Source organism: Nonomuraea sp. NPDC054003, from assembly GCF_055585125.1.
The window spans coordinates 315,960-334,395 of the sequence record NZ_JBVJKR010000004.1; the positions used below are offsets into that span (position 1 = coordinate 315,960).

19 protein-coding genes are annotated in these 18,436 nt (G+C 72.3%); 9 read left to right on the top strand and 10 right to left on the bottom strand.

Annotated elements, in window-relative coordinates; all coding sequences use genetic code 11:
- Nucleotides 1-2: 2 nt before the first annotated feature.
- Nucleotides 3-1,577, bottom strand: coding sequence for an ABC transporter substrate-binding protein (locus ACZ6YG_RS12050; RefSeq protein ID WP_466017978.1), 1,575 nt, complete (start codon nucleotides 1,575-1,577; stop codon nucleotides 3-5).
- A 108-nt stretch (nucleotides 1,578-1,685) separates the two neighbouring features.
- Here ACZ6YG_RS12050 and ACZ6YG_RS12055 point away from each other — a divergent pair, with 108 nt between their 5' ends.
- Nucleotides 1,686-2,321, top strand: coding sequence for an Lrp/AsnC family transcriptional regulator (locus ACZ6YG_RS12055; protein WP_219544325.1), 636 nt, complete (start codon nucleotides 1,686-1,688; stop codon nucleotides 2,319-2,321).
- 3 nt (nucleotides 2,322-2,324) lie between these two features.
- Here ACZ6YG_RS12055 and ACZ6YG_RS12060 read toward each other — a convergent pair whose 3' ends face one another.
- Nucleotides 2,325-2,666 (bottom strand): avidin-fold protein, encoded by a 342-nt coding sequence (locus tag ACZ6YG_RS12060; RefSeq protein WP_261808604.1) that lies wholly within the window; start codon nucleotides 2,664-2,666, stop codon nucleotides 2,325-2,327.
- A gap of 171 nt (nucleotides 2,667-2,837) precedes the next feature.
- Here ACZ6YG_RS12060 and ACZ6YG_RS12065 point away from each other — a divergent pair, with 171 nt between their 5' ends.
- Together ACZ6YG_RS12065 and ACZ6YG_RS12070 are read left to right on the top strand one after the other, a co-directional pair.
- Nucleotides 2,838-3,605, top strand: coding sequence for a bestrophin-like domain (locus ACZ6YG_RS12065; protein ID WP_466017979.1), 768 nt, complete (start codon nucleotides 2,838-2,840; stop codon nucleotides 3,603-3,605).
- Nucleotide 3,606: 1 nt separating this feature from the next.
- Nucleotides 3,607-4,356, top strand: coding sequence for a hypothetical protein (locus ACZ6YG_RS12070; RefSeq protein WP_466017980.1), 750 nt, complete (start codon nucleotides 3,607-3,609; stop codon nucleotides 4,354-4,356).
- A gap of 262 nt (nucleotides 4,357-4,618) precedes the next feature.
- On the opposite strand, the gene ACZ6YG_RS12075 is transcribed toward ACZ6YG_RS12070, so the two are convergent.
- The 4 genes from ACZ6YG_RS12075 to ACZ6YG_RS12090 form a co-directional block, all read right to left on the bottom strand.
- Nucleotides 4,619-5,446 (bottom strand): alpha/beta fold hydrolase, encoded by an 828-nt coding sequence (locus tag ACZ6YG_RS12075; protein ID WP_466017981.1) that lies wholly within the window; start codon nucleotides 5,444-5,446, stop codon nucleotides 4,619-4,621.
- Between the two features lie 77 nt (nucleotides 5,447-5,523).
- Nucleotides 5,524-6,345: an MBL fold metallo-hydrolase gene (locus ACZ6YG_RS12080; RefSeq protein ID WP_148032058.1), complete on the bottom strand. Its 822-nt coding sequence runs from the start codon at nucleotides 6,343-6,345 to the stop codon at nucleotides 5,524-5,526.
- Between the two features lie 109 nt (nucleotides 6,346-6,454).
- Complete coding sequence (locus tag ACZ6YG_RS12085) at nucleotides 6,455-7,105, bottom strand: TetR/AcrR family transcriptional regulator (RefSeq protein ID WP_466017982.1); 651 nt, start codon at nucleotides 7,103-7,105, stop codon at nucleotides 6,455-6,457.
- The gene (locus tag ACZ6YG_RS12090; RefSeq protein ID WP_271276234.1) at nucleotides 7,102-7,920 is read right to left on the bottom strand and encodes a class I SAM-dependent methyltransferase; all 819 of its coding nucleotides are present in this window, start codon (nucleotides 7,918-7,920) and stop codon (nucleotides 7,102-7,104) included. The genes ACZ6YG_RS12085 and ACZ6YG_RS12090 overlap by 4 nt, the downstream gene beginning before the upstream one ends.
- Before the next feature lie 155 nt (nucleotides 7,921-8,075).
- On the opposite strand from ACZ6YG_RS12090, the gene ACZ6YG_RS12095 reads away from it, so the two are divergent.
- Together ACZ6YG_RS12095 and ACZ6YG_RS12100 are read left to right on the top strand one after the other, a co-directional pair.
- Nucleotides 8,076-8,393: a hypothetical protein gene (locus ACZ6YG_RS12095; RefSeq protein WP_466018167.1), complete on the top strand. Its 318-nt coding sequence runs from the start codon at nucleotides 8,076-8,078 to the stop codon at nucleotides 8,391-8,393.
- Entirely contained in the window at nucleotides 8,278-8,721 is a 444-nt protein-coding gene (locus tag ACZ6YG_RS12100) for an SMP-30/gluconolactonase/LRE family protein (protein WP_466017983.1), read from the top strand. The genes ACZ6YG_RS12095 and ACZ6YG_RS12100 overlap by 116 nt, the downstream gene beginning before the upstream one ends.
- 9 nt (nucleotides 8,722-8,730) lie before the next feature.
- Here ACZ6YG_RS12100 and ACZ6YG_RS12105 read toward each other — a convergent pair whose 3' ends face one another.
- The gene (locus ACZ6YG_RS12105) at nucleotides 8,731-9,279 is read right to left on the bottom strand and encodes a DUF305 domain-containing protein (RefSeq protein ID WP_466017984.1); all 549 of its coding nucleotides are present in this window, start codon (nucleotides 9,277-9,279) and stop codon (nucleotides 8,731-8,733) included.
- Between the two features lie 92 nt (nucleotides 9,280-9,371).
- Here ACZ6YG_RS12105 and ACZ6YG_RS12110 point away from each other — a divergent pair, with 92 nt between their 5' ends.
- The 4 genes from ACZ6YG_RS12110 to ACZ6YG_RS12125 all read left to right on the top strand — a co-directional run bounded on the left by ACZ6YG_RS12110 (nucleotide 9,372) and on the right by ACZ6YG_RS12125 (nucleotide 15,459).
- The gene (locus tag ACZ6YG_RS12110) at nucleotides 9,372-10,619 is read left to right on the top strand and encodes an FAD-dependent oxidoreductase (RefSeq protein WP_148032054.1); all 1,248 of its coding nucleotides are present in this window, start codon (nucleotides 9,372-9,374) and stop codon (nucleotides 10,617-10,619) included.
- Between the two features lie 142 nt (nucleotides 10,620-10,761).
- Nucleotides 10,762-11,772: a coiled-coil domain-containing protein gene (locus ACZ6YG_RS12115; protein WP_271276237.1), complete on the top strand. Its 1,011-nt coding sequence runs from the start codon at nucleotides 10,762-10,764 to the stop codon at nucleotides 11,770-11,772.
- Nucleotides 11,773-11,981: 209 nt separating this feature from the next.
- Nucleotides 11,982-12,470: a hypothetical protein gene (locus ACZ6YG_RS12120; RefSeq protein WP_148032053.1), complete on the top strand. Its 489-nt coding sequence runs from the start codon at nucleotides 11,982-11,984 to the stop codon at nucleotides 12,468-12,470.
- Between the two features lie 175 nt (nucleotides 12,471-12,645).
- Complete coding sequence (locus ACZ6YG_RS12125) at nucleotides 12,646-15,459, top strand: AbfB domain-containing protein (protein ID WP_466017985.1); 2,814 nt, start codon at nucleotides 12,646-12,648, stop codon at nucleotides 15,457-15,459.
- Between the two features lie 5 nt (nucleotides 15,460-15,464).
- Here ACZ6YG_RS12125 and ACZ6YG_RS12130 read toward each other — a convergent pair whose 3' ends face one another.
- The 3 genes from ACZ6YG_RS12130 to ACZ6YG_RS12140 all read right to left on the bottom strand — a co-directional run bounded on the left by ACZ6YG_RS12130 (nucleotide 15,465) and on the right by ACZ6YG_RS12140 (nucleotide 18,306).
- Entirely contained in the window at nucleotides 15,465-16,379 is a 915-nt protein-coding gene (locus ACZ6YG_RS12130; protein ID WP_148032051.1) for a pirin family protein, read from the bottom strand.
- Complete coding sequence (locus ACZ6YG_RS12135; RefSeq protein WP_148032050.1) at nucleotides 16,376-17,518, bottom strand: MBL fold metallo-hydrolase; 1,143 nt, start codon at nucleotides 17,516-17,518, stop codon at nucleotides 16,376-16,378. The genes ACZ6YG_RS12130 and ACZ6YG_RS12135 overlap by 4 nt, the downstream gene beginning before the upstream one ends.
- A 125-nt stretch (nucleotides 17,519-17,643) precedes the next feature.
- A complete protein-coding gene (locus ACZ6YG_RS12140) occupies nucleotides 17,644-18,306 on the bottom strand; it encodes a DUF3152 domain-containing protein (protein WP_261808600.1) in 663 nt (220 codons plus the stop codon).
- Nucleotides 18,307-18,436 lie beyond the last annotated feature (130 nt).

Genomic DNA, 18,436 nt, shown 5'->3' on the forward strand with positions numbered 1-18,436 from the left:
TTCTACTGCACGCCCAGGTCGGCGACGTCGACCTGCCACACCGGGTGGTACTCGATGCCGGTGACCGAGGTGGCCGCGACGATGTTCTGGCTCGGCTGGATGAGCGGGACGAACGGCCCGGACTCGTTCAGCTTGCGCTGCACCTCCTGGTAGGCCTGCGTGCGGGCGTCGTCGCCGATCGCGGTGGCCGCCTTCTCGCCGAGCTCCTCCAGTTCCTTGTTCGCGCCGGCCTTCCACCCGGCGCGCTCGCCGACGAGCTGGCCGGGCAGGAACGCCAGGTAGACGTTCGGGTCGGGGTAGTCAGGGCCCCAGTACCACAGGCCCATCTCCTCCTTGCCGTTGCGGTAGTTGTCCAGCGCCGTCGTCACCGGGGCGGGCTGGAGGTCCACCGTGATGCCGACCTCCTTGAGGTTGGCCTGCACGCGCTCGGCCAGCGGCTGGAAGGACAGGCCGTTCACGGTCAGCTCGGTCGGGTACTCCAGCTTGACCGTCGGGTTGGACAGCCCGCTCTCGGCCAGCGCCGCCTTGGCGCCCTCCACGTCGCGCTGGACCGCCTCGCCCTCGGGCAGCGCGCCCAGGATCTGGGACGGGATCACGCCCGGCGCCCTGGCCGCGCCCTCGCCGGCCAGCTCCAGCAGGCCCGAGTAGTCGACGCCCTTGCGGACGGCCTCGACGAACTTGGCGTTCGTCGTCACGTCGCTGATCTTGGAGTCCTGGTTGGCCAGCAGGAAGAAGACGTTCGCCGAGGCGGTCTTCTTGACCTGCAGCGTGTCCGGCATGTTCGCCACCTGGTCGCCGGACAGGTTCAGCGCCAGCTGGCTGTCGCCGCGCTGCACGTTGAGCTTCTGCGTCGCCGACTCGACGTTGCGGATGACGACCTTCTCGTACGCGGGCTTGTCGCCGTGGTACTGCGGGTTCGCCTTCAGCACGACCTGGCTGCTGACGTTGAACGTCTCGATCTGGTACGGGCCGGAGCCCGCCGAGTTGGCGTTGAGGTACTGCTCGGCCTTGTCCTGGGCGTCGGCGGTGCCGCCGTTCTCCTTGACCACGTCGCTGTTGAGGATGCCGAGCGCGGGGTTCGGCAGGATGTACGGCAGGGCGGCGTTGGCCTTCTCCGACGTCATCGTGACCGTCGTGTCGTCGGTCTTCTCGACCTCCACGCCGTCGAGCAGGAACGACGGGCTACCCTTCATGTCACGGACCCGGGTGAGCGAGAAGACCACGTCGTCGGCCGTGATCGGGGAGCCGTCGGCGAACGTGGCTCCCTGCTTGAGCTTGAGCGTCAGCACCTTGCCGTCGTCGGACAGCTCGTAGGACTCGGCGAGGGCCGGGACGGGCTTGCTCACGTCCGACCCGTCGAACGTGAGCAACGTCTCGTACGTGGCCTTGCCCACGATGAGGCCGGTCGGCTCGTACGTGCGTCCGGGGTCGGCCGTCTTCAGGTCGAAGGACGTGTCGATGACGAGGGTCTTGCCGCCGCTCTGCGCGGCGGGGGCCTGTGCGCCGCCGCTTCCGCAGGCGGCGAGGGCGAGCGCACCGGCGAGCAGCACTGCCGCCGTCTGCGAGCGGGTCGCCATGTAGGTCCTCCAAGTGGACGGTTCGAACGGGAACGCCCAGGATTGTCCGTCAATCTGTCCAGGTTCTGTGCGGTCACTGAGACGGATATAAATGAGTGCGAGGTAACAATGACTGAAATTTCCAGAAATGGTGGTACCGGGGGCACGCACCCTGGACGGATCGGCATCGGGCTCGACCTGGACTCCACCCATATGAAGATCCTTGAGGTCCTCCGCGAGAACGGCAGGATCTCGGTCGCGTCCCTGGCGGAGCGGGTCGGCATCTCCCGGGCGAACGCCTACACCCGCTTCGAGGCGCTGCGCGCGGAGGGCGCCATCAAGGGCTTCACCGCCGAGGTGGACCCGGTCAAGGCCGGACTGGGCATCACCGCGCTCATCTTCGTGACCGTCCGGCAGCAGATGTGGAAGCAGTTCAGGGCCGAGCTGGCGCGCATGCCGGAGGTCGAGTACTGCGCGATCACCACCGGGCAGCACGACGCGATGATCCTGGTCAGGGTGGCGGACGTGGCCGAGGTGCACGCCATGGTGACCGACCGGCTGGCCAACATCCCCGCGGTCAAGGCCACCGAGACCGTGTTCATCCTGGACGAGGTGCTCAAACGGCCCTACGTGCTGCCGAGCGACCGCGAGCGGGCCCGCCCCGCCCGGCGGCCCGCCCCCGAGACGCCGGGGGACGTGCCGCTGGGCAAGATGCGCTTCGTGCAGGCCGCCGAGGGCAGGGCGGCGCTGCGCAAGGACACCTGACGGTCAGGCGACGACCTCGGTGCACACGCTCACGTGCGGCGTGTCGTCACCGGCGAACATGAACTCCTCCACCAGGCGCAGCCTGCCGTCCGACTCGTTCTCCACCCGGCTGTCGCTGCGTCCCGCCGCGGTGCCGCCCGCCACCAGCGCGTGCACGTACGAGATCGAGACCCGCTCGCCCTCCCGGGTGCCGACGAAGCGGCCGAGGGTCACCGTGTCGCCGGTGTAGCTGCCCCACACCAGGCCGTCCTCCTCCCAGTACTCGAACTCGGTGGGGCTGTCGGGGTCCACCTTGCTCGCGGTCGAGCTCACCATCACGAATTTGCGGCCGTTGAGTAGGTTCACGCGCTCCATCGTGGAGGCTGCGCGCCCGCGGCCGGGAACCGGCTGGACGGATGGCGCGACGGCGACCGCCTGGGCGGCGATCCGTCCAGCCGGGCCCGGCGAATCCTTGGCTATTCCGATCACATCGCTTACTGTGTTGGTCAAATCACCGTCGGTAACGAGGAGATCGTCATGGTGGCGTACGTGTTCTCGGTCATGGCGGCGGTTGCCCTGGTGGGGGCCGCCGCCTTCACGTTCCGGCTGGCGGGCAAGGGGAGTGACGACCGCGGCGCCGACGGGCCGTCGGCCGGGCACGCGGGGGCCATGCTGTCGGCGCTGTTCCTGCTGGTCTTCGCGATCGCCGTGATCGTCCCCTGGACCACCGCCGACGCGGCGAGACAGAACACCCAGGTCGAGAGCCGCGCCGTGGTCGACGCCTACTGGGCCGCCGCCGGGCTGCCGTCCGTCATGGTGGAGCCGATCCGCACCGGGTTGCGGGAGTACGCGACCTTTGTCGTGGAGGACGAGTGGCCGCGGATGGCCCGGGGTGAGCTCGACCCGATGGGCGGTGTCAGGCTCGACGAACTGCGTTCCCGGATCATCGAGCTGACCTCGGACGACGACGACGAGCGGGAGGCCAGGACCACCACGCTCGGCCACCTCTCGGCCATCGGCGCGGCCCGCGCCCAGCGTGCCGCGGACGCCGCCGCCACCCCGCCGGCGGGCCTCCAGTCCCTCACGGTCCTGACCGGGCTGGCCGTGATCTTCTTCCCGTTCCTCGCGGGGGCCCGGCCGCGCGGGATCACGTTGCTGCCGCTGGCGGCGATGGCCGCCCTGCTGGGCTTCGGCACCTATCTGACCTGGGACATCGCCCGCGCCTTCGACGGTCCTCTGGCGGTCGGCCCGGAAGCCTTCACGGCGGCGCTGAACGAGTTCGCCCGCATCGCCGGAGGCGTCTGACATGCCACGTCCCCTGGTCCCCCTGCTGGTGGCGATCACCCTGCTGACCTTGTCCGCCTGCCTGCCCGCCGAACCGGCGGCGCGCGGCAGCGGCCCCGCCCCACCGCTCGTCCGCCCCGTCGCGCCCTCGGATCTCCCGCCCGTGCGTGTCAGCCGCGTCGAGGGCGCGTCGTATCGCGCCGGGCGTTGGTCCGTGACGGGCGTGCGTGCCGATTACGGCCCTCCGGACCCCGCCGAGCTGGGGGAGCGGGCGGAACGGCTGGCCAGGAACCTGTCCCGGCCGAAGTCCCGGACGCCGGATTCCCGGTTGTCGAAGCCCCGGCTGGCCGAGCCCCGGGTGTCGAAACCGCGGGTGTCGAAACCCCGGGTCGAGCCGCCCGGGGTCTCCGTCGGGGAGGGCCGGGTGCCGGGGAAGCGGCGGCCGGGGCCGCTGGTGTCGGTGCCTGACGTGCGGGTGTACGGAGACGCCGTGTGCGTCGAGACCCCGCGCTCCCACGTCCACATCGGCAGATGCCGCGCCACCCCCGCCCCGGAGAGCACCTGGCACGCCTCCCAGGTGTCGCCGCCCGTCGAGACCCCCACCCCGACCCCCACGAAGGCCGAGCCCACCCCCACCTCCAACCTGAGGATCGTGGCCGCACGCCCCGACCCACCAGAACGGCCCAACCCCCTCGCCACCGTCCTGCTGATGGCAGTGCTGACCACCGTGATCGCCTCAGCCACCGCCGTCGCCTTCGGCGCCGTCAAATAACCACCCACAACCGGCCTGACCGCCGGTCGCCCTCGACACAGGCAAAGGAGCCGGCCCGCCGACATCAGACGTCCACCGCCCGCCCGGCCGGGTGAACCCCGCGCTTATCCAAGCCGGGCAAGCGCCGCCCGACTACCTGATCGGGCGAGCGCCGCTCGCTGGTCCAGGCCGGGTGAGTGCCCCGGTCGGGTGAGTGCTGTCCCGCCCTCAGTCACTCACCCCGACCACCCCGGTCGGGTGAGTGCCGCTCGGTGATTGCGGGTCAGCTGGTCGGTGCGCGGTCGTTTCGGTGGTGGGTCGCGAGGGGTGGCGTGATCGTTGCCAGGAAGGGCAGCAGGGCCTGGGCGGTCTGGTCGGGCATCTCGGCGTGCGGGTAGTGGCCCGTGCCGTCGATCACGCGTACCGTGGCCGGTCCGCCGAGCTTGGCCGCGGTGCGGGCGGCGTCGCCGGCGGGGTCGGGGAAGTCGGCGTCTTTGCCGCCCATCACCAGCAGGGACGGCTGGGTGACCTCGGCGTACCGGTTCTCCACCCCGGACAGGGAGAGCGCGATCTGCGCGCGCAACGGGACCATGCCGCCGGGCGCGCGCAGGGCCGCCTTCAGCTCCGCCAGGTACGCGTCGAAGTCGTCCGGCCGGGCCGAGGGGTAGCTCGTACGCAGGAACATCCCCCAAAGCCCGGCGTTCCTGCCGACGAGCCAGGACGCCGCCCGCATCCACGCCTTGACCCTCGTCTCACCGGAGAACGTGCCGATGAGCCCGAGGCCGGAGACGGACTCCGGCGACTCGGCCGCCGCCCAGACCGCCGACGAGCAGCCGATCGAGTGGCCGATGACCGTCGCCGGGCCGCCCAACCGGCGGATGAGGGCGAGCACGTCAGAGCCGATCGCGTCCACCCCGTACCCGGGCCAGCCGGTGCCGGAGGCGCCGTAGCCGCGCACGTCCATGGCCGCGACCCGATGGCCGGCCAGCCGGGGGATCAGGTGGCGGAAGGTGCGGTGAGTGTCGCCCATGCCGTGGACCAGCACCACCAGCGGGCCCTCGCCGCTGACCCGGTACGCGATCCGGCCGCCGGGAACGTCCAGCGATTCCATAGTTCACCGCTCCAATCAGAGAGCACCGATCTCCATTGAGTGCAGTGAACCACGCGCACGGCGTGAAGGCAAGGGGCTCAGACGCTGGAACGGCGTCCGGTCAGCTGGAGGCTCTGGCCCCGTTCCAGATAGACCACGCGATCGTCCAGGCCGCAGCTCAGCATGTGCTGCTTGAAGTCGCTCAGCGGCGAGGCGAACGCCGCGTAGTCGTCGAAGTGGACCGGCACCACGGTGGTGGGATCGACGAGGTCGACGTAGCGGGAGCCCTGCTCGCCGTCCATCGTGACCGTCATCAGACCGAGCAGCTTCGTGCCGCCCAGGTGCACGACCGCCACGTCGACGTCGGGGAAGCGGATCGGGATCGACTCCAGCCGCCGGTCCATCAGCGTGTCGCCGCTGATGAGCAGCCGAAGGTCGGGCAGCCCTTCCGAGTCGCAGAACTCCAGCATGCTCCCCATGACGGGAGGCAGCAGCGTCTCGGCGGAGCCGGGCGCGTGGCGGGCCGGCAGCGCGGTGATCGTCACCGACCCGCCGGGGCCGCGCAGCTCGTGCTGCTGCCAGATGGACAGGCCCGTCGTCCGCTTGAACCCCTGCCGGCCCAGCCGCCGCGCCGCGTGCCGGGTCGTCACGATCTCCGTGTCCCGGTCCAGGCCCTTGCGGGTCACCCGGTCCCAGTGGTCGCCGTGCATGTGCGACAGCACCACCGCGTCCAGCGGCGGCAGCTCGTCGATCCGCAGCGCGGGCTCGGTCAGGCGCTTGGTCGTCAGCCCGTAGCCGAGGTAGGCGCGCTGGCCGCGGTGCAGAAAGTTCGGGTCGGTGAGCAGGTTGAAACCGTTGTAGCGGATGAGCGTCGTGGCGTTCCCGATGAACAGCAGGCTCCCCCGGCCGGTGGCGGGCATGGCGTCCTCATCTCCTGCGGGTGGAACGGTCGGGCAGGACTTTTGTCCCTTTTCGTCCAGTAAATGACCCCATGCCACCGATTGCTGACGCCAAACCCGCCCGTACGGTTCAGCCAGGGGCGATGCCGCTGAGGCACGTCGCCACCAGGCGGTCGGTGAAGCCGGGCGGGATCCGGATCTCGCCGGCCGGGGTGCCCGTGAACAGGTGCGGCAGGATGAGCTCGTGGCAGGCCCCGACCACCATGGTCGCCGCAGCCTCGGCGTCGGCCCGCGCGGCGACCTTGCCCGCCGCCTGCCCCGCCCGCAGATAACGCGTCAGCGCCCCCCGCAAACCGTCCGGCCCCTCGGCGTGCCCTCGGAGGAGGCCGGGGCCGTCGCCGAGCTCGGCGAAGCGGGCCAGGACGCCCGGCTGGGCCAGGAGGCCGGCGAAGGCGGGCAGGATCGCCAGGTGCAGCGCCACCCCGTAGTCGACGTACGCCCGCAGACCGGTCTCCAGGTCACCCTCGCCGGAGCCGTCCGGCAGCGCGGGGAGGCTCCGCTCCACCGTCCGGACGTGCGCCAGCAGCGCCCGCGCGATCAGCTCCTCCTTGTCGGCGAAGTGGTTGTACAGCACCCCGTCGGCGACCCCCGCCTCCTTGGCGATGGCCCGCACGGTCAGCCCCGCCGCGCCGTGCCGGGCGATCAGCCGCTCGGCCGTCGCGATGAGGTGCGCGGGCAACGACTCACTGCCGGGGACGGCTGCCGCTTTACGAGGGCTCATGCCCGTACGCCCGATATCAGGTTGGCGTAGCCGCGCAGCCGTACCGCGCCCGCTCGCTCGTACGGGCGCAGGGCCGGCGCGAGCGCGGCCGTGGCGCGCTCGGCGGAGGCGGGATCGGCGAGGGAGAGCCGGTAGCGGATCGGCCCCCACCCGGCGAGGAACGCGGCCGCGTCCTCCGTGTCGCGCCCCCACACCTGGTCGGCCTCCACCGGGGTCACCTCCACATCGGTGAAGCCCGCAGCGGTGAACACCTCCTGGACGCGGGCGGGGTCGGCGAGCGAGGCGGGGGAGGTGCCGTCGGGCGACTCGGGCGGCGGCGGCAGGTGGGCCGCCATGGCGCCGAGCACCGTGACCAGCTCCGGTATGTCGCGCAGGCTGAGGAACGCCACCCGCCCGCCGGGCGCCAGCGCGCTCCCGATGTTGCGGAAGGCGGCCACCGGATCGGCGAAGAACATGATGCCGAACCGGCTGACAGCCAGGTCGTAAGCGCCTTCGCCGAAGTCGTGCACCTGGGCGTCGCCCTGGGTGAAGGTCACGTTGCCGACCCCCTCCGCGGCGGCCAGCTCGCGGGCCTTGGCGAGCATGGGCGCCGACAGGTCGAGCCCGGTCGCCTCCCGGCCCCGCCGCGCCGCCAGCCTGGTGAGCTGGCCGGCGCCGCACCCGACGTCGAGCACCCGGTCGCCGTCGCGCACGAAACGGAGGAGGTGCTCGTTGTAGACGCCGTTCATGGCGTCGTAGCGGTCGTGGTGGCCGGCCCAGTGGGCCCCCTCGTAGCCGTTCCACGCCTCGGCCTGGTGAGTGTTGACGATCGCCATACCAACTCCTGGATGAACATGCGTTCATGAACGTGCATTCATGATGTTAGCATGCCCGCATGGCGATCTCCGCACATCCCGTGACAGAACCCATCGCCCACCACGGCGAGGGCCCCGCGTGGCACCCGCGCTGGGGCGGCCTGCGCTGGGTGGACATGCTGGCCGGCGACCTGCTCGCGCTCGACGCGCAGGGGCGCGTGCGGCGCAGGCACGCCGGATCGCTGGCCGCCGTCATCAGGCCGCGCGCGGGCGGCGGGTTCCTCGTCGCCGCCGAACGTGAGTTGCTGCTCGCCGACGCCGACGACCTCCACGCGCCGCTCCGCTCGCTGGGCGAGGCGTGGCAACGGGTCGCTGACCGTGGTGCTGTCCGGGGTGGGCATCTCCAACGGCCTCGACTTCAGCCCCTCCGGAGACCGCGCCTACTACGCCGACACCATGACCGGCCGGGTGGACGTCCTCGACTACGACCGTGAGCACGGGCTCACCGCGCGCCGCCCGTTCGTCACCGTGGACCGGGGCAAACCCGACGGGCTGACCGTCGACGCCGAGGGCGGCGTGTGGGTGGCGCTCTTCGACGGCGGCGCCGTGCACCGCTACGCGCCCGACGGCACCCTCGACGCGGTGGTCGAGCTGCCGGTGCGGAAGGTCACCGCGGTGACGTTCGGCGGCGACGGCCTGGACCGCCTGTTCATCACCACCTCCGCGGTCGGCGTCGACCGCGCGGAGCAGCCCCTCGCGGGCGCCCTGTTCACGGCCGATCCGGGAGTACGGGGCCGTCCCGTCCTGGAGACGACCCTCTGACCTCTTCCGTCACTCCACGGCGGACAACGCCTTCAGCTGCTCGGTGCGCGTCCGTTCGAGGTCGGCGGCCATGGCCAGGGCTCGCGGGTCCGCGCCCGAGTCCCGCTCGCCGCGGGTCACCTTGACCGACTGGTCCAGGTGCGCGCGCACGCTCTCCAGGAACAGCCGGTCGAACGCCTTCCCCCGGGCTCCGCGCATGGCGTCGAGCCGGGCCGCCGTCGCCATGCCGGGCATGTCGTGCCCCTCGTGCGCGTTCACGTCCGGCAGCCCCGCCGCGGCGCGCAGCTCGCGCAGCCGGTCCAGCTCGTCGCGGTGCGCCTCGGCCAGCGACGCCGCCAGCTCCCGCACCTCCGGCGTGGAACCGCGCCGGGCGCCCAGGTCCAGCATCGGGAGCGCGCGCCCGGCCATCGGGATCATGAGCTGCAGCCACGCGGCGTCGGTGCCGTCGAACCCGCTCGCCGACGCCACGGGGGTGGGCGGGGGAGCGTGCCCTCCCGGGCCGCACGAGGTGATCAGGAAGGCGGCGAGCAGGGCCGCGCACGCCGGGGGACACCGCATGGACTCTCCTGACGACGACGGGCGTGAGAGCGCTCTCTCAGCGTAGACGACCAGCGGGGAAGAGCCGGCTCGCGCGGATGGTTGGCATGGACATGGACGAGGTAGACGTGGTAGTGATCGGCGCCGGGCAGGCGGGGCTGTCCAGCGCCTACTTCCTGCGCCGGTTCGGCCACGACCCGCTGGTCCTGGACGCGGACGACGGGCCCGGCGGCGCGTGGCGGCACCGCTCGCCCACGCTCACCATGGACAAGGTCCACGGCGTCTTCGACCTGCCCGGTGTCCGGCGCGACCCGGCCCGCGACGGCGACGACCGGCCCGCCGCATCCGTCGTGCCCGCCTACTACGCCGCCTACGAGCGGGAGCTCGGCCTGGACGTGCGCCGCCCCGCCAAGGTCACCGCCGTCGAGCCGGGCCCCGCCGACCGCCTCCTGATCACCGCCCGCCTCGGCGCCGCCGTGACCGCCGCCACCGATGCGGCGTCGTCCGCTGCCGAGGCGAGCCCGTCCTCCCGCACTGGTGCGGCGTCCGCCGACGGCGACGCGGGCCCATCCTCTAGCACGTCGGTCGATGCCGACGCGGGCTCGTCCTCCCGCGCTGGGTCGACGTCGTCCGGGTCCTCTCGTACGGGGGAGGTCGTCGCAGGGTGGGCCGCGCGGGCTGTGGTCAACGCCACCGGCACGTGGACGCGCCCGTACTGGCCCTACTATCCGGGCGCGGCGGATTTCCGCGGCCGGCAGCTGCACTACGTCTCCTATCGCGGGCCCGCCGAGTTCGCCGGGCTGCGGGTGGTCGTGGTGGGCGGCGGCCACTCGGCCGCGCACGTGCTGGCGGAGCTGGCGGGGGTCGCACGGGAGACGTTCTGGGTGACGCGCCGGCCGCCCGACCTGCGGGGCGACGACTTCGGCGAGCAGGCCAGGCGCGAGGCGGTGGCCCAGGTCGAGGCCCGGGTCCGCGCCGGCCTGCCGCCGCGGAGCGTGGTCAGCGTGACCGGCCTCGGCGCCACCCCCGTCGTCCGGCAGGCGCTGGAGGCGGGCGCGCTGCGCCGGTGGCCGATGTTCGAGCGGATCACCCCCGGCGGCGTGGTCTGGCCCGGCGGACGGTACGAGGAAGCCGACGTGATCGTCTGGGCCACCGGCTTCCGGTCGGCGCTGGACCACCTGGCGCCGCTCCGGCTGAGGGAGCCCGGCGGCGGCATCAAGGTCGACGGCACCCGCGCGGTCCGGGAGCCTCGCCTGCACCTGGTCGGATACGGGCCCTCCGCGAGCACGATCGGCGCGAACCGGGCCGGCCGGGAGGTGGCCCGCGCCGTCGACCGGCTCCTCACCAGAGCCGCCGCCTGAGCACCGCTTCTGATGCGGATAAATCATGATTGGCCACAGGTGAGCGAAAGATCCCCTACTATTTTGCCTCGATAGTGGGCGCGACCGGCCCGTGCAGTCCAGGCCCGGAAACGCGTCCTGCACCACGTGGCGAAGGAGAAGCGTGGCCGTTGCGTCCTCCGCCGGCAGGCGGCGCGGCCTCCTCCGAGTTCTGGGCACGACGGCCCTCCTGACGGCACTCTGTCCCGGCCTGACCGCGGCGGTCCCGCTGACGGCGCTCGCGGACCCGAAGCCCTCGGTCAAGAAGCTGGAGAAGGAGCTGGCCGCACTCCAGAAGGAGTCCGACAAGCTGATCGAGGACTACTACCACGGCCGCCGGGAGCAGCAGCAGGCGGAGAAGGCCGAGAAGGCCGCCCGTGAGAAGCTGGCCGGATCCCAGGAGGTGTTCGACCGGCACGCCACCGAGCTGCGCGCCATGGCGATCACCCAGTACATGACCGGCGGGTCCGAGAACATGGCGCTGCTCACCGGCGTCGAGGACCGGGGCGGCCTGATCCGCAGGCTGGCGCTCACCCGGCACCTCGCCGACGAGCAGCACGCCAAGCTGTCGGGCTTCGCCCGGGTGCGCGACGGCCACCGGCAGGCCAAGGAGGAGGCGGAGGCCCGCGCCGACGAGCTGGACGCCACCGTGAAGGACCTCGCCGGCCGGCGCGAGAAGGCCGAAGCCACGATCGAGAAGATCAGGGACAAGATCGACCAGCTGCACAAGGCGCCCGGCCGCCGCTCCGACGGCACGTTCGTGCCGCAGCTCCCCGACGGGTCCGACAACGTCACCCCGCGCATGCGGCTGGTCAAGTCGCTCATCGAGCGACGCTTCGGGACGGGGCCGGGCATCGGCTGCTACCGGCCCATCCAGGACGGTGGCGAGCACCCCCTGGGCCGCGCCTGCGACTTCATGCTCAGCCGGGGCGGCGCCTTCCCCTCGCCGGCCGAGGTCCAGCGCGGCCACGCGATCGCCGAGTGGGCCATCAAGAACGCCCGGCGCCTCGGCATCATGTACATCATCTACCGGCAGCGGATCTGGCACGTCAGGACGGGTTCCTGGCGCGTGATGACCGACCGCGGCGGCACCACGGCCAACCACTACGACCACCCGCACATCTCGGTCTACTAGCCGCGCTTTCCTCGCCGTCGAAGCCGGGACGGCCGGGAAAACGCGGTAAGTCAGCGCTTGCAACCACGGATACAGTGCGCTGCAGGCGCGCGGCATCGCACGAGCAAGCGTCCGGCAGGCGGTCGGCCTTATCAAGGTGGTGCACACCCCGACAGCACACGGGGCCCCCGGGAGAAGCCCGGGGAGCACTCATCCCTCAAGGAGAAGTCATGCGCCGCTCGCTTCGCACCGTTCTCACGCTCGCCGCCGCCTCCGCCGCCACCGCCGTGGTCATGGGCGCGCCGGCCGCCGCCTCGACAGACCCGCAGCCCCTGATCATGAACCCGCCGACGCAGAACTGGGGTTCCTACTACTCCAGCAACTTCAAGGCCAAGGCCAAGGGCACCGTCAAGGCCAACTGGAACCCGGCCCACACCCAGAACGACGTCCGGATCAAGGGCAAGCTGTACGACCTGGACTTCCGCACCCTGCAGCAGGGCGGCAAGTGCGCGTTCGTGCAGATCCGGGTCCACCACCTCTACCAGCCGAACTGGAAGTGGGACGAGGCCGGGGCCTACAAGCTGTGCAACGCCGGCCACGTGAAGAACTTCACGTTCTGGAAGCACAACGTGGACAAGGTCCGCATCCGCGTCAGCCAGATCGGCTACTACAGCAACAACCTCACCAAGCGGGGCGCCTGGCACCAGGTCACCATCTGATCAGACGACCGCGACGAAGAAGGCCCGCTCGCCCGAGCGGGCCTTCTTCCATGACCGGGGGTGCCGGTGGCGCGCACCAAGGTGTACGTATACGTCATGTCGGCTCTGCCGGCCCGGCTGTCGCCCGGGGTTACCATCCGATCCGGCCGTCTCCCACCCCCCAACGGAGATATCCATGAAGACCCGCCATCGCGCCAGGGCGTGCGCGCTCCTGCTCGCCCTCCTCGCCGGGCTGCCGCTCGCCGCCCAGCCCGCCCACGCGGCGCCGGCCAAGCCGCCGCCGCTGTCGACCCCGTGGACGAGCCAGGCCCTCGTCGGCACGCCCTTACCGGAGTACCCCCGCCCCCAGATGACCCGGCCCGACTGGCTGAACCTCAACGGCGAGTGGCAGCTGAGGCAGTCGGCGACCGACGGCGCGCCGCAGTTCGGCGTCACCCTGCCGGAGCGCGTCAACGTCCCGTTCGCGGTCGAGTCCGCCCTGTCGGGCGTGATGCGCCCCGCCGGCGACGACCGCCACTACCTCTTCTACCGCCGGACGTTCACGGTCCCGCCCGCCTGGCAGGGCCGCCGGGTGCAGCTGCACTTCGGCGCGGTCGACTGGGAGGCGTCGGTCTGGGTCAACGGCCGGGCGATGGGCAGCCACCGGGGCGGATACGACCGCTTCGAGTTCGACATCACCGACGCGCTCGACGGCGGCACGAACGAGCTGATCGTCAAGGTGTACGACCCGACCGACTCCGGCCACAACGGCAGCCACCCGGTCATCGGCAAACAGACCCGCGACCCGTCGGCCATCTTCTACACGCCCGTGTCCGGCATCTGGCAGACCGTGTGGCTGGAGCCGACGCCCACGTCGTCCATCTCCAGCGTCGACACGTACCCCAGCCTGAGCGACGACACGCTCCGGGTGCGCGTGTTCACGCGCGGGAACGTCAGCGGGCACTCCGTGCTCGCCGAAGCCCTGGACGGCGCCACCGTCGTCGGCACCGCCACCGGCGCGTTCACCGAGTTCCGCGTGCCCGTGCCGAACGCCCGCCGATGGACGCCCGACGACCCGTTCCTGTACGACCTGCGGATCTCGCTGCGCGACGGCGCCGGGCGGACCGTCGACCGGACCACGCACTACTTCGGCATGCGCGAGGTCGGCAAGCGGCTCGTCAACGGGGTGCTGCGGCCCACGCTCAACGGCGAGTTCGTCTACCACCTCGGCACGCTCGACCAGGGCTACTGGCCGGACGGCCTCTACACCGCGCCCACGGACGCGGCGCTCGCCTTCGACCTGCGGAAGCACAAGGAGCTCGGCTTCACCATGGTGCGCAAGCACATCAAGGTCGAGCCCCAGCGGTGGTACTACCACGCCGACCGGCTCGGCCTGCTGGTGTGGCAGGACATCCCGTCGATGCAGGCGTCCAACAGGAACATCACCCCCGCGCACGCGCAGCAGTTCGAGACCGAGGCGCGGGAGATCGTCGACGAGCACCGCAGCTCACCCGCGGTCGTCGCCTACGTCCCGTTCAACGAGGGCTGGGGCGAGTGGAACCTCGCCGACACCCGCCGCGTCATCCAGAACGTCAAGAACCAGGACCCGACCCGCCTGGTCAACGGGCACAGCGGGTTCAACTGCTGCAACTCGCTGGGCGACCCGGGCAACGGCGACATGGTCGACTGGCACGTGTACACGGGCCCGGACGCTCCCGCGCCCTCCTCCACCCGCGTCTCGATCCTGGGCGAGTTCGGCGGCCTCGGCCTGCGCACGCCGGGTCACGAGTACAGCCCGCACGGCGGCTTCTTCGCCTACGAGCACCTGACCAGCGGCGCGCAGCTCGGCGACCGCTACACCGGCATGGTCCGCGACCTGCGGGAGCTGGTCACCAAGAAGGGCCTGAGCGGGTCCGTCTACACCGAGATCACCGACCTGGAAGGCGAGTACAACGGCCTGATGACCTACGACCGCCGGGTCCAGAAGGTCGACACGAACCAGGTGCGCGCCGCCCACCGGGACCTCCTGGCCGCCGCCGCGAACGAGAACGCGACGCCGCGGCTGACGGCCGGCCACGTGCGCTCGTTCCGCGTGACGACCCCCGGCCACACCGGCGGCTACCTGCGGCACGCCGACTCCGTCGCGCGCACCGACGTGATCACCACGACGAGCCCCGACCTCGCCCGCAGGGACGCGTCGTTCCGCGCCGTGCCCGGCCTGGCCGACGCCCGCTGCCACTCGTTCGAGTCGGTCAACCTCCCCGGCCGCTACCTGCGGCACGCGAACTCCGTGGTGCGGCTCGACGCGAGCACCGGCGGGTCGTTCGCCGCGGACGCCACCTGGTGCGCGCGCCCCGGCCGGACCGGCACGGGCGCCTCGTTCGAATCGCTGAACTTCCCCGGGGCGTTCCTGCGGCACCATTCGGACAACGTCTACCTGGCCAGGCCGAGCGGCCCCAACCCCTTCGACGGCGGCGCCACCTTCGACGCCGACGCCACCTGGGACGTCAGCGCCCCCGCCCTGTGGCGCAGCTCCGCCGACCTCCCCGTGGACGCGCGCCGGTCGCTGCAGGTGCGGACCTGGGGCTTCACCGACCGCTACCTGCGGCACGCCGACAGCCTGGCGTCCACCGCGGTGGTCAACTCCGGCAGCGGCGCGCTGCTGAAGAACGACGCCACGTGGACCATCCGCCGCGGGCTCGCCGACTCCAGCTGCTACGCCTTCGAGTCGGTCAACTACCCGGGACGGTTCCTCCGCCACGCGAACTCGCGCGTGCGCATGGACGCGAACGACGGAAGCGCGCTGTTCGCCCAGGACGCGACCTGGTGCGCCCGGCCCGGCCTGCAGGGCGACGGCGTGACCCTCGAATCGATCAACTATCCGGGTTCGTACCTGCGGCACTACCAAGCGGAGGTGTGGTCGGCGAACGGCACGGGAACCGCGTGGAACCGCCCGCAGACGCTGACGGCCGACAGCACGTGGCAGCTGGCCGCGCCGTGGGCCCCGTGAACGGCCTAGCGAACCCGGCCTCTGGCCTTGAGCCGCGTGCCGGGCAGCGCGGGAGCGGGCAGCGGCGCGCCGTCGTAGCCGCGCACCGTGCCGAACCCGTCGCCCTCCATCCACTCCTTGCGGAAGGCGGTGATCTCGTCGTGGCTCCGGCCGACGAAGTTCCACCACATGACGATCTCCTCGGCGAACGGCTCGCCGCCGACGAGCAGCACCCGCCCGGCGCCGCTCAGCCGCACGACCTCGCGGCCCGGCGGCACGTACAGCAGCGGCCCCGGCGGCAGCGCGGCGACCTCGCCGTCGAGCAGCAGCAGCCCGTGCTCGTACGCGGGATCGAGCGGCACCTCGGCGTCACCGTCGACCGCGATCTCCGCCCCCACGAGCGGGCTGTACGCGGTCGCCGGCGAGCGGACCCCGCCCAGCGCGCCCATGAACACGGTGGCCGCGTAGCCGGGCCCTGACAGCACGGGCAGCACGGCGTGGTGCTCGAAGGCGGGCGCGACCTCCCGGTGCCCGCCGGGCAGCGCCACCCACAGCTGCACCCCGTGCAGCGTGCCCAGCCGCGACTCCTCGGAGTGGGAGATGCCGCGCCCGGCCGTCATGAGGTTGAGACTGCCGGGCCGGATCTCCTGGAGACTGCCCAGGCTGTCGCGGTGCAGCACCTCGCCGGCCACCAGCCAGCTCACGGTCTGCAGGCCGGTGTGCGGGTGCGGCGCGACCCGCATCTCCGCCTGCTCCGGGCCGTAGGCGTCGACGAAGCACCAGGCGCCGATCATGCGCCGGTGCACGTGGGGGAGTGTCCGCGTCACGGTCATGGCACGCGGGCCGCCGAGCGGCACCGCGCGCCCTTCCAGCGTCTCGCCGCCCGCGCCGCCGCCGGGGCCGCAGAGGATCTCGGAGGGGTCCGGTTCCAGGTTGCTCACCCCCCGACTGTACGGGCCGGGCCCAGCATCTCCCACCAGGTGTCGACGGCGGGGAGGTCGGCGGTGTCGACGGCCTCACCGGGCCTGGGCACCACGAACGGCACGTCGCGTGCCTTGGCCTCGTGCCAGAGCCGGTCGACCGGCTCGGCCCACGGGTGCGGCGCCAGCGTGAACGTCGCCCAGTGCACCGGCAGCATCAGCCTCCCGCCGAGGTCGACGGTGGCCGTCACCGCCTCTTCAGGGGTCATGTGGATGTCCGGCCAGGACGGGCTGTAGGCGCCGATCGGCATGATCGTCAGGTCGAACGGCCCGTGGGCGGCGCCGATGCCCCGATAGCCCTGGAAGTATCCGGAGTCGCCCGCGTAGAAGACCCGCCTGGCGGCCCCGGCCACCACCCACGACCCCCACAGCGTGTCGTTGCGGGTGAACGACCGGCCGGAGAAGTGGCGGGCGGCGGTGGCCGTGAACCGCAGCCCGGCCACCTCCGCCTCCTCGTCCCAGTCGAGCTCGATGATCCGGTACGCCGGCACGCCCCAGAGCTCCAGGTGGGCGCCGATGCCCAGAGGGACCAGGAACGGCGCCTTCTGGGTGTGGGTGAGCGCGCGCACCGTGGCCATGTCGAGATGGTCGTAGTGGTCGTGCGAGATCACCACGGCGTCCACCTGGGGCAGCCCGCCGATCGGCACCGGCACCGGATGATGCCGCTTCGGCCCGACCAGCTGCGACGGAGACGGCCGCCGGCTCCACACCGGGTCGAGCAGCACCCGCCTGCCCTCGATCTCCACCAGCGTCGAGGCATGCCCGTACCAGGTCGCGCGCAGCCCGCCGGCAGCGGGCTCACCGGACGGCGGCGCCAGCACCGGGACGGGGCCGGGCGGCCGGCGCAGCTCCTTGTTCCTGAGCAGCCCGGCGATCGCGCCGACCGGCGGCGCGGTCATCAACGTGACCGGTTCCGGCATCCGGTTGAAGAAGACACCGTCACGGAACTGCGGCGAGCGCCGCATCCGGCCCGCTCGGACCGGCCCGGAGCCCAGGGGCCGCAGCCCCAGCTCCGCGGGCACCCGGCGCAGCGCCCAGCCCGCGGCCGCCAGGACCGCGCCACCCGCCAGCACGCGCCGTGCCGTCCGGAAACCCGCCATGCTCACACCCCCTGGAAAACGTCCTCCCGCGTCAACCCGGCGGGAGAGCCCCGATGTTCCCTATCGGTACGATAGATCGCGGAAGATCGGAGCGCGCCGACCGCACCGCCGCCGTGCTCTCCACGTCAACGCTCCTCGCGGCCACGCTCCGGGTGCGGCCACGGGTTCGGGCGGCAGCCGTGCAACGACTTCGACTGCTGCGCCATCACCGGCGCGAGCCGGCCGCGTCGCGGGCATCTGGCGTGGCGGTGGCCGAGCGCGTGCCCCACCTCGTGGTTGATCAGATAGCGGCGGTAGGCGGCCAGGTCGCCGCCGTACTGCGGGACGCCCTCGGCCCAGCGGCGCGCGTTGATGACCGAGCGGGAGCCGTTCCAGCAGGACAGGTCGCCGCTGGTCCGCAACGGCACGCACTCACGGTCGGTGAGCCGCGGGCTGGACAGCGCGACCCGCAACCGCACCGGCGGCCCGTCCACCCGCCGGAACCGGCCCCAGCCGCGCGGGTCGTTGAGCGTCCGGTGCACCTCCGCCGCGAACGCCCGCGTCCCGAACGGCAGCCCCCGCTCGACCTCCACCAGGTAGCGGATCACCTTCCCACGCCCCCGCCTCGCCATCGCGCCGCCCGGGACCACCTCGTACCTCCCCGACGCCCGCCGCGGCACCTCGGGCTCCGCACGCGGCGGCGCGCTCGGCGGCGGCGCGCTCGTCCCCGGAGGAGACGGCGGAGGCTTCGACGGGACCGACACGGCACACCCCGCCACCACGACGAGCAGCACCACCAACGCGCGCAACGACGCCTCCCCACGACCACACGCGGGGGATGTCACAGATCGTACCCACGACGTCACCCCCTTTACCGGCGACCGACAGCCATCAGGGAACCCGGCTGCGCCGGCACCGGTGAAGGCGGAGACCAGCGAC

Coding starts and splice junctions, on each gene's coding strand:
- ACZ6YG_RS12110 (WP_148032054.1), top strand. CDS start 9,372: ATGGACGAGGTAGACGTGGTAGTGATCGGCGCCGGGCAGGCGGGGCTG.
- ACZ6YG_RS12075 (WP_466017981.1), bottom strand. CDS start 5,446: ATGGAATCGCTGGACGTTCCCGGCGGCCGGATCGCGTACCGGGTCAGC.
- ACZ6YG_RS12120 (WP_148032053.1), top strand. CDS start 11,982: ATGCGCCGCTCGCTTCGCACCGTTCTCACGCTCGCCGCCGCCTCCGCC.
- ACZ6YG_RS12095 (WP_466018167.1), top strand. CDS start 8,076: ATGCTGGCCGGCGACCTGCTCGCGCTCGACGCGCAGGGGCGCGTGCGG.
- ACZ6YG_RS12080 (WP_148032058.1), bottom strand. CDS start 6,345: ATGCCCGCCACCGGCCGGGGGAGCCTGCTGTTCATCGGGAACGCCACG.
- ACZ6YG_RS12135 (WP_148032050.1), bottom strand. CDS start 17,518: ATGGCGGGTTTCCGGACGGCACGGCGCGTGCTGGCGGGTGGCGCGGTC.
- ACZ6YG_RS12065 (WP_466017979.1), top strand. CDS start 2,838: ATGGTGGCGTACGTGTTCTCGGTCATGGCGGCGGTTGCCCTGGTGGGG.
- ACZ6YG_RS12105 (WP_466017984.1), bottom strand. CDS start 9,279: ATGCGGTGTCCCCCGGCGTGCGCGGCCCTGCTCGCCGCCTTCCTGATC.
- ACZ6YG_RS12085 (WP_466017982.1), bottom strand. CDS start 7,105: ATGAGCCCTCGTAAAGCGGCAGCCGTCCCCGGCAGTGAGTCGTTGCCC.
- ACZ6YG_RS12050 (WP_466017978.1), bottom strand. CDS start 1,577: ATGGCGACCCGCTCGCAGACGGCGGCAGTGCTGCTCGCCGGTGCGCTC.
- ACZ6YG_RS12090 (WP_271276234.1), bottom strand. CDS start 7,920: ATGGCGATCGTCAACACTCACCAGGCCGAGGCGTGGAACGGCTACGAG.
- ACZ6YG_RS12055 (WP_219544325.1), top strand. CDS start 1,686: ATGACTGAAATTTCCAGAAATGGTGGTACCGGGGGCACGCACCCTGGA.
- ACZ6YG_RS12070 (WP_466017980.1), top strand. CDS start 3,607: ATGCCACGTCCCCTGGTCCCCCTGCTGGTGGCGATCACCCTGCTGACC.
- ACZ6YG_RS12125 (WP_466017985.1), top strand. CDS start 12,646: ATGAAGACCCGCCATCGCGCCAGGGCGTGCGCGCTCCTGCTCGCCCTC.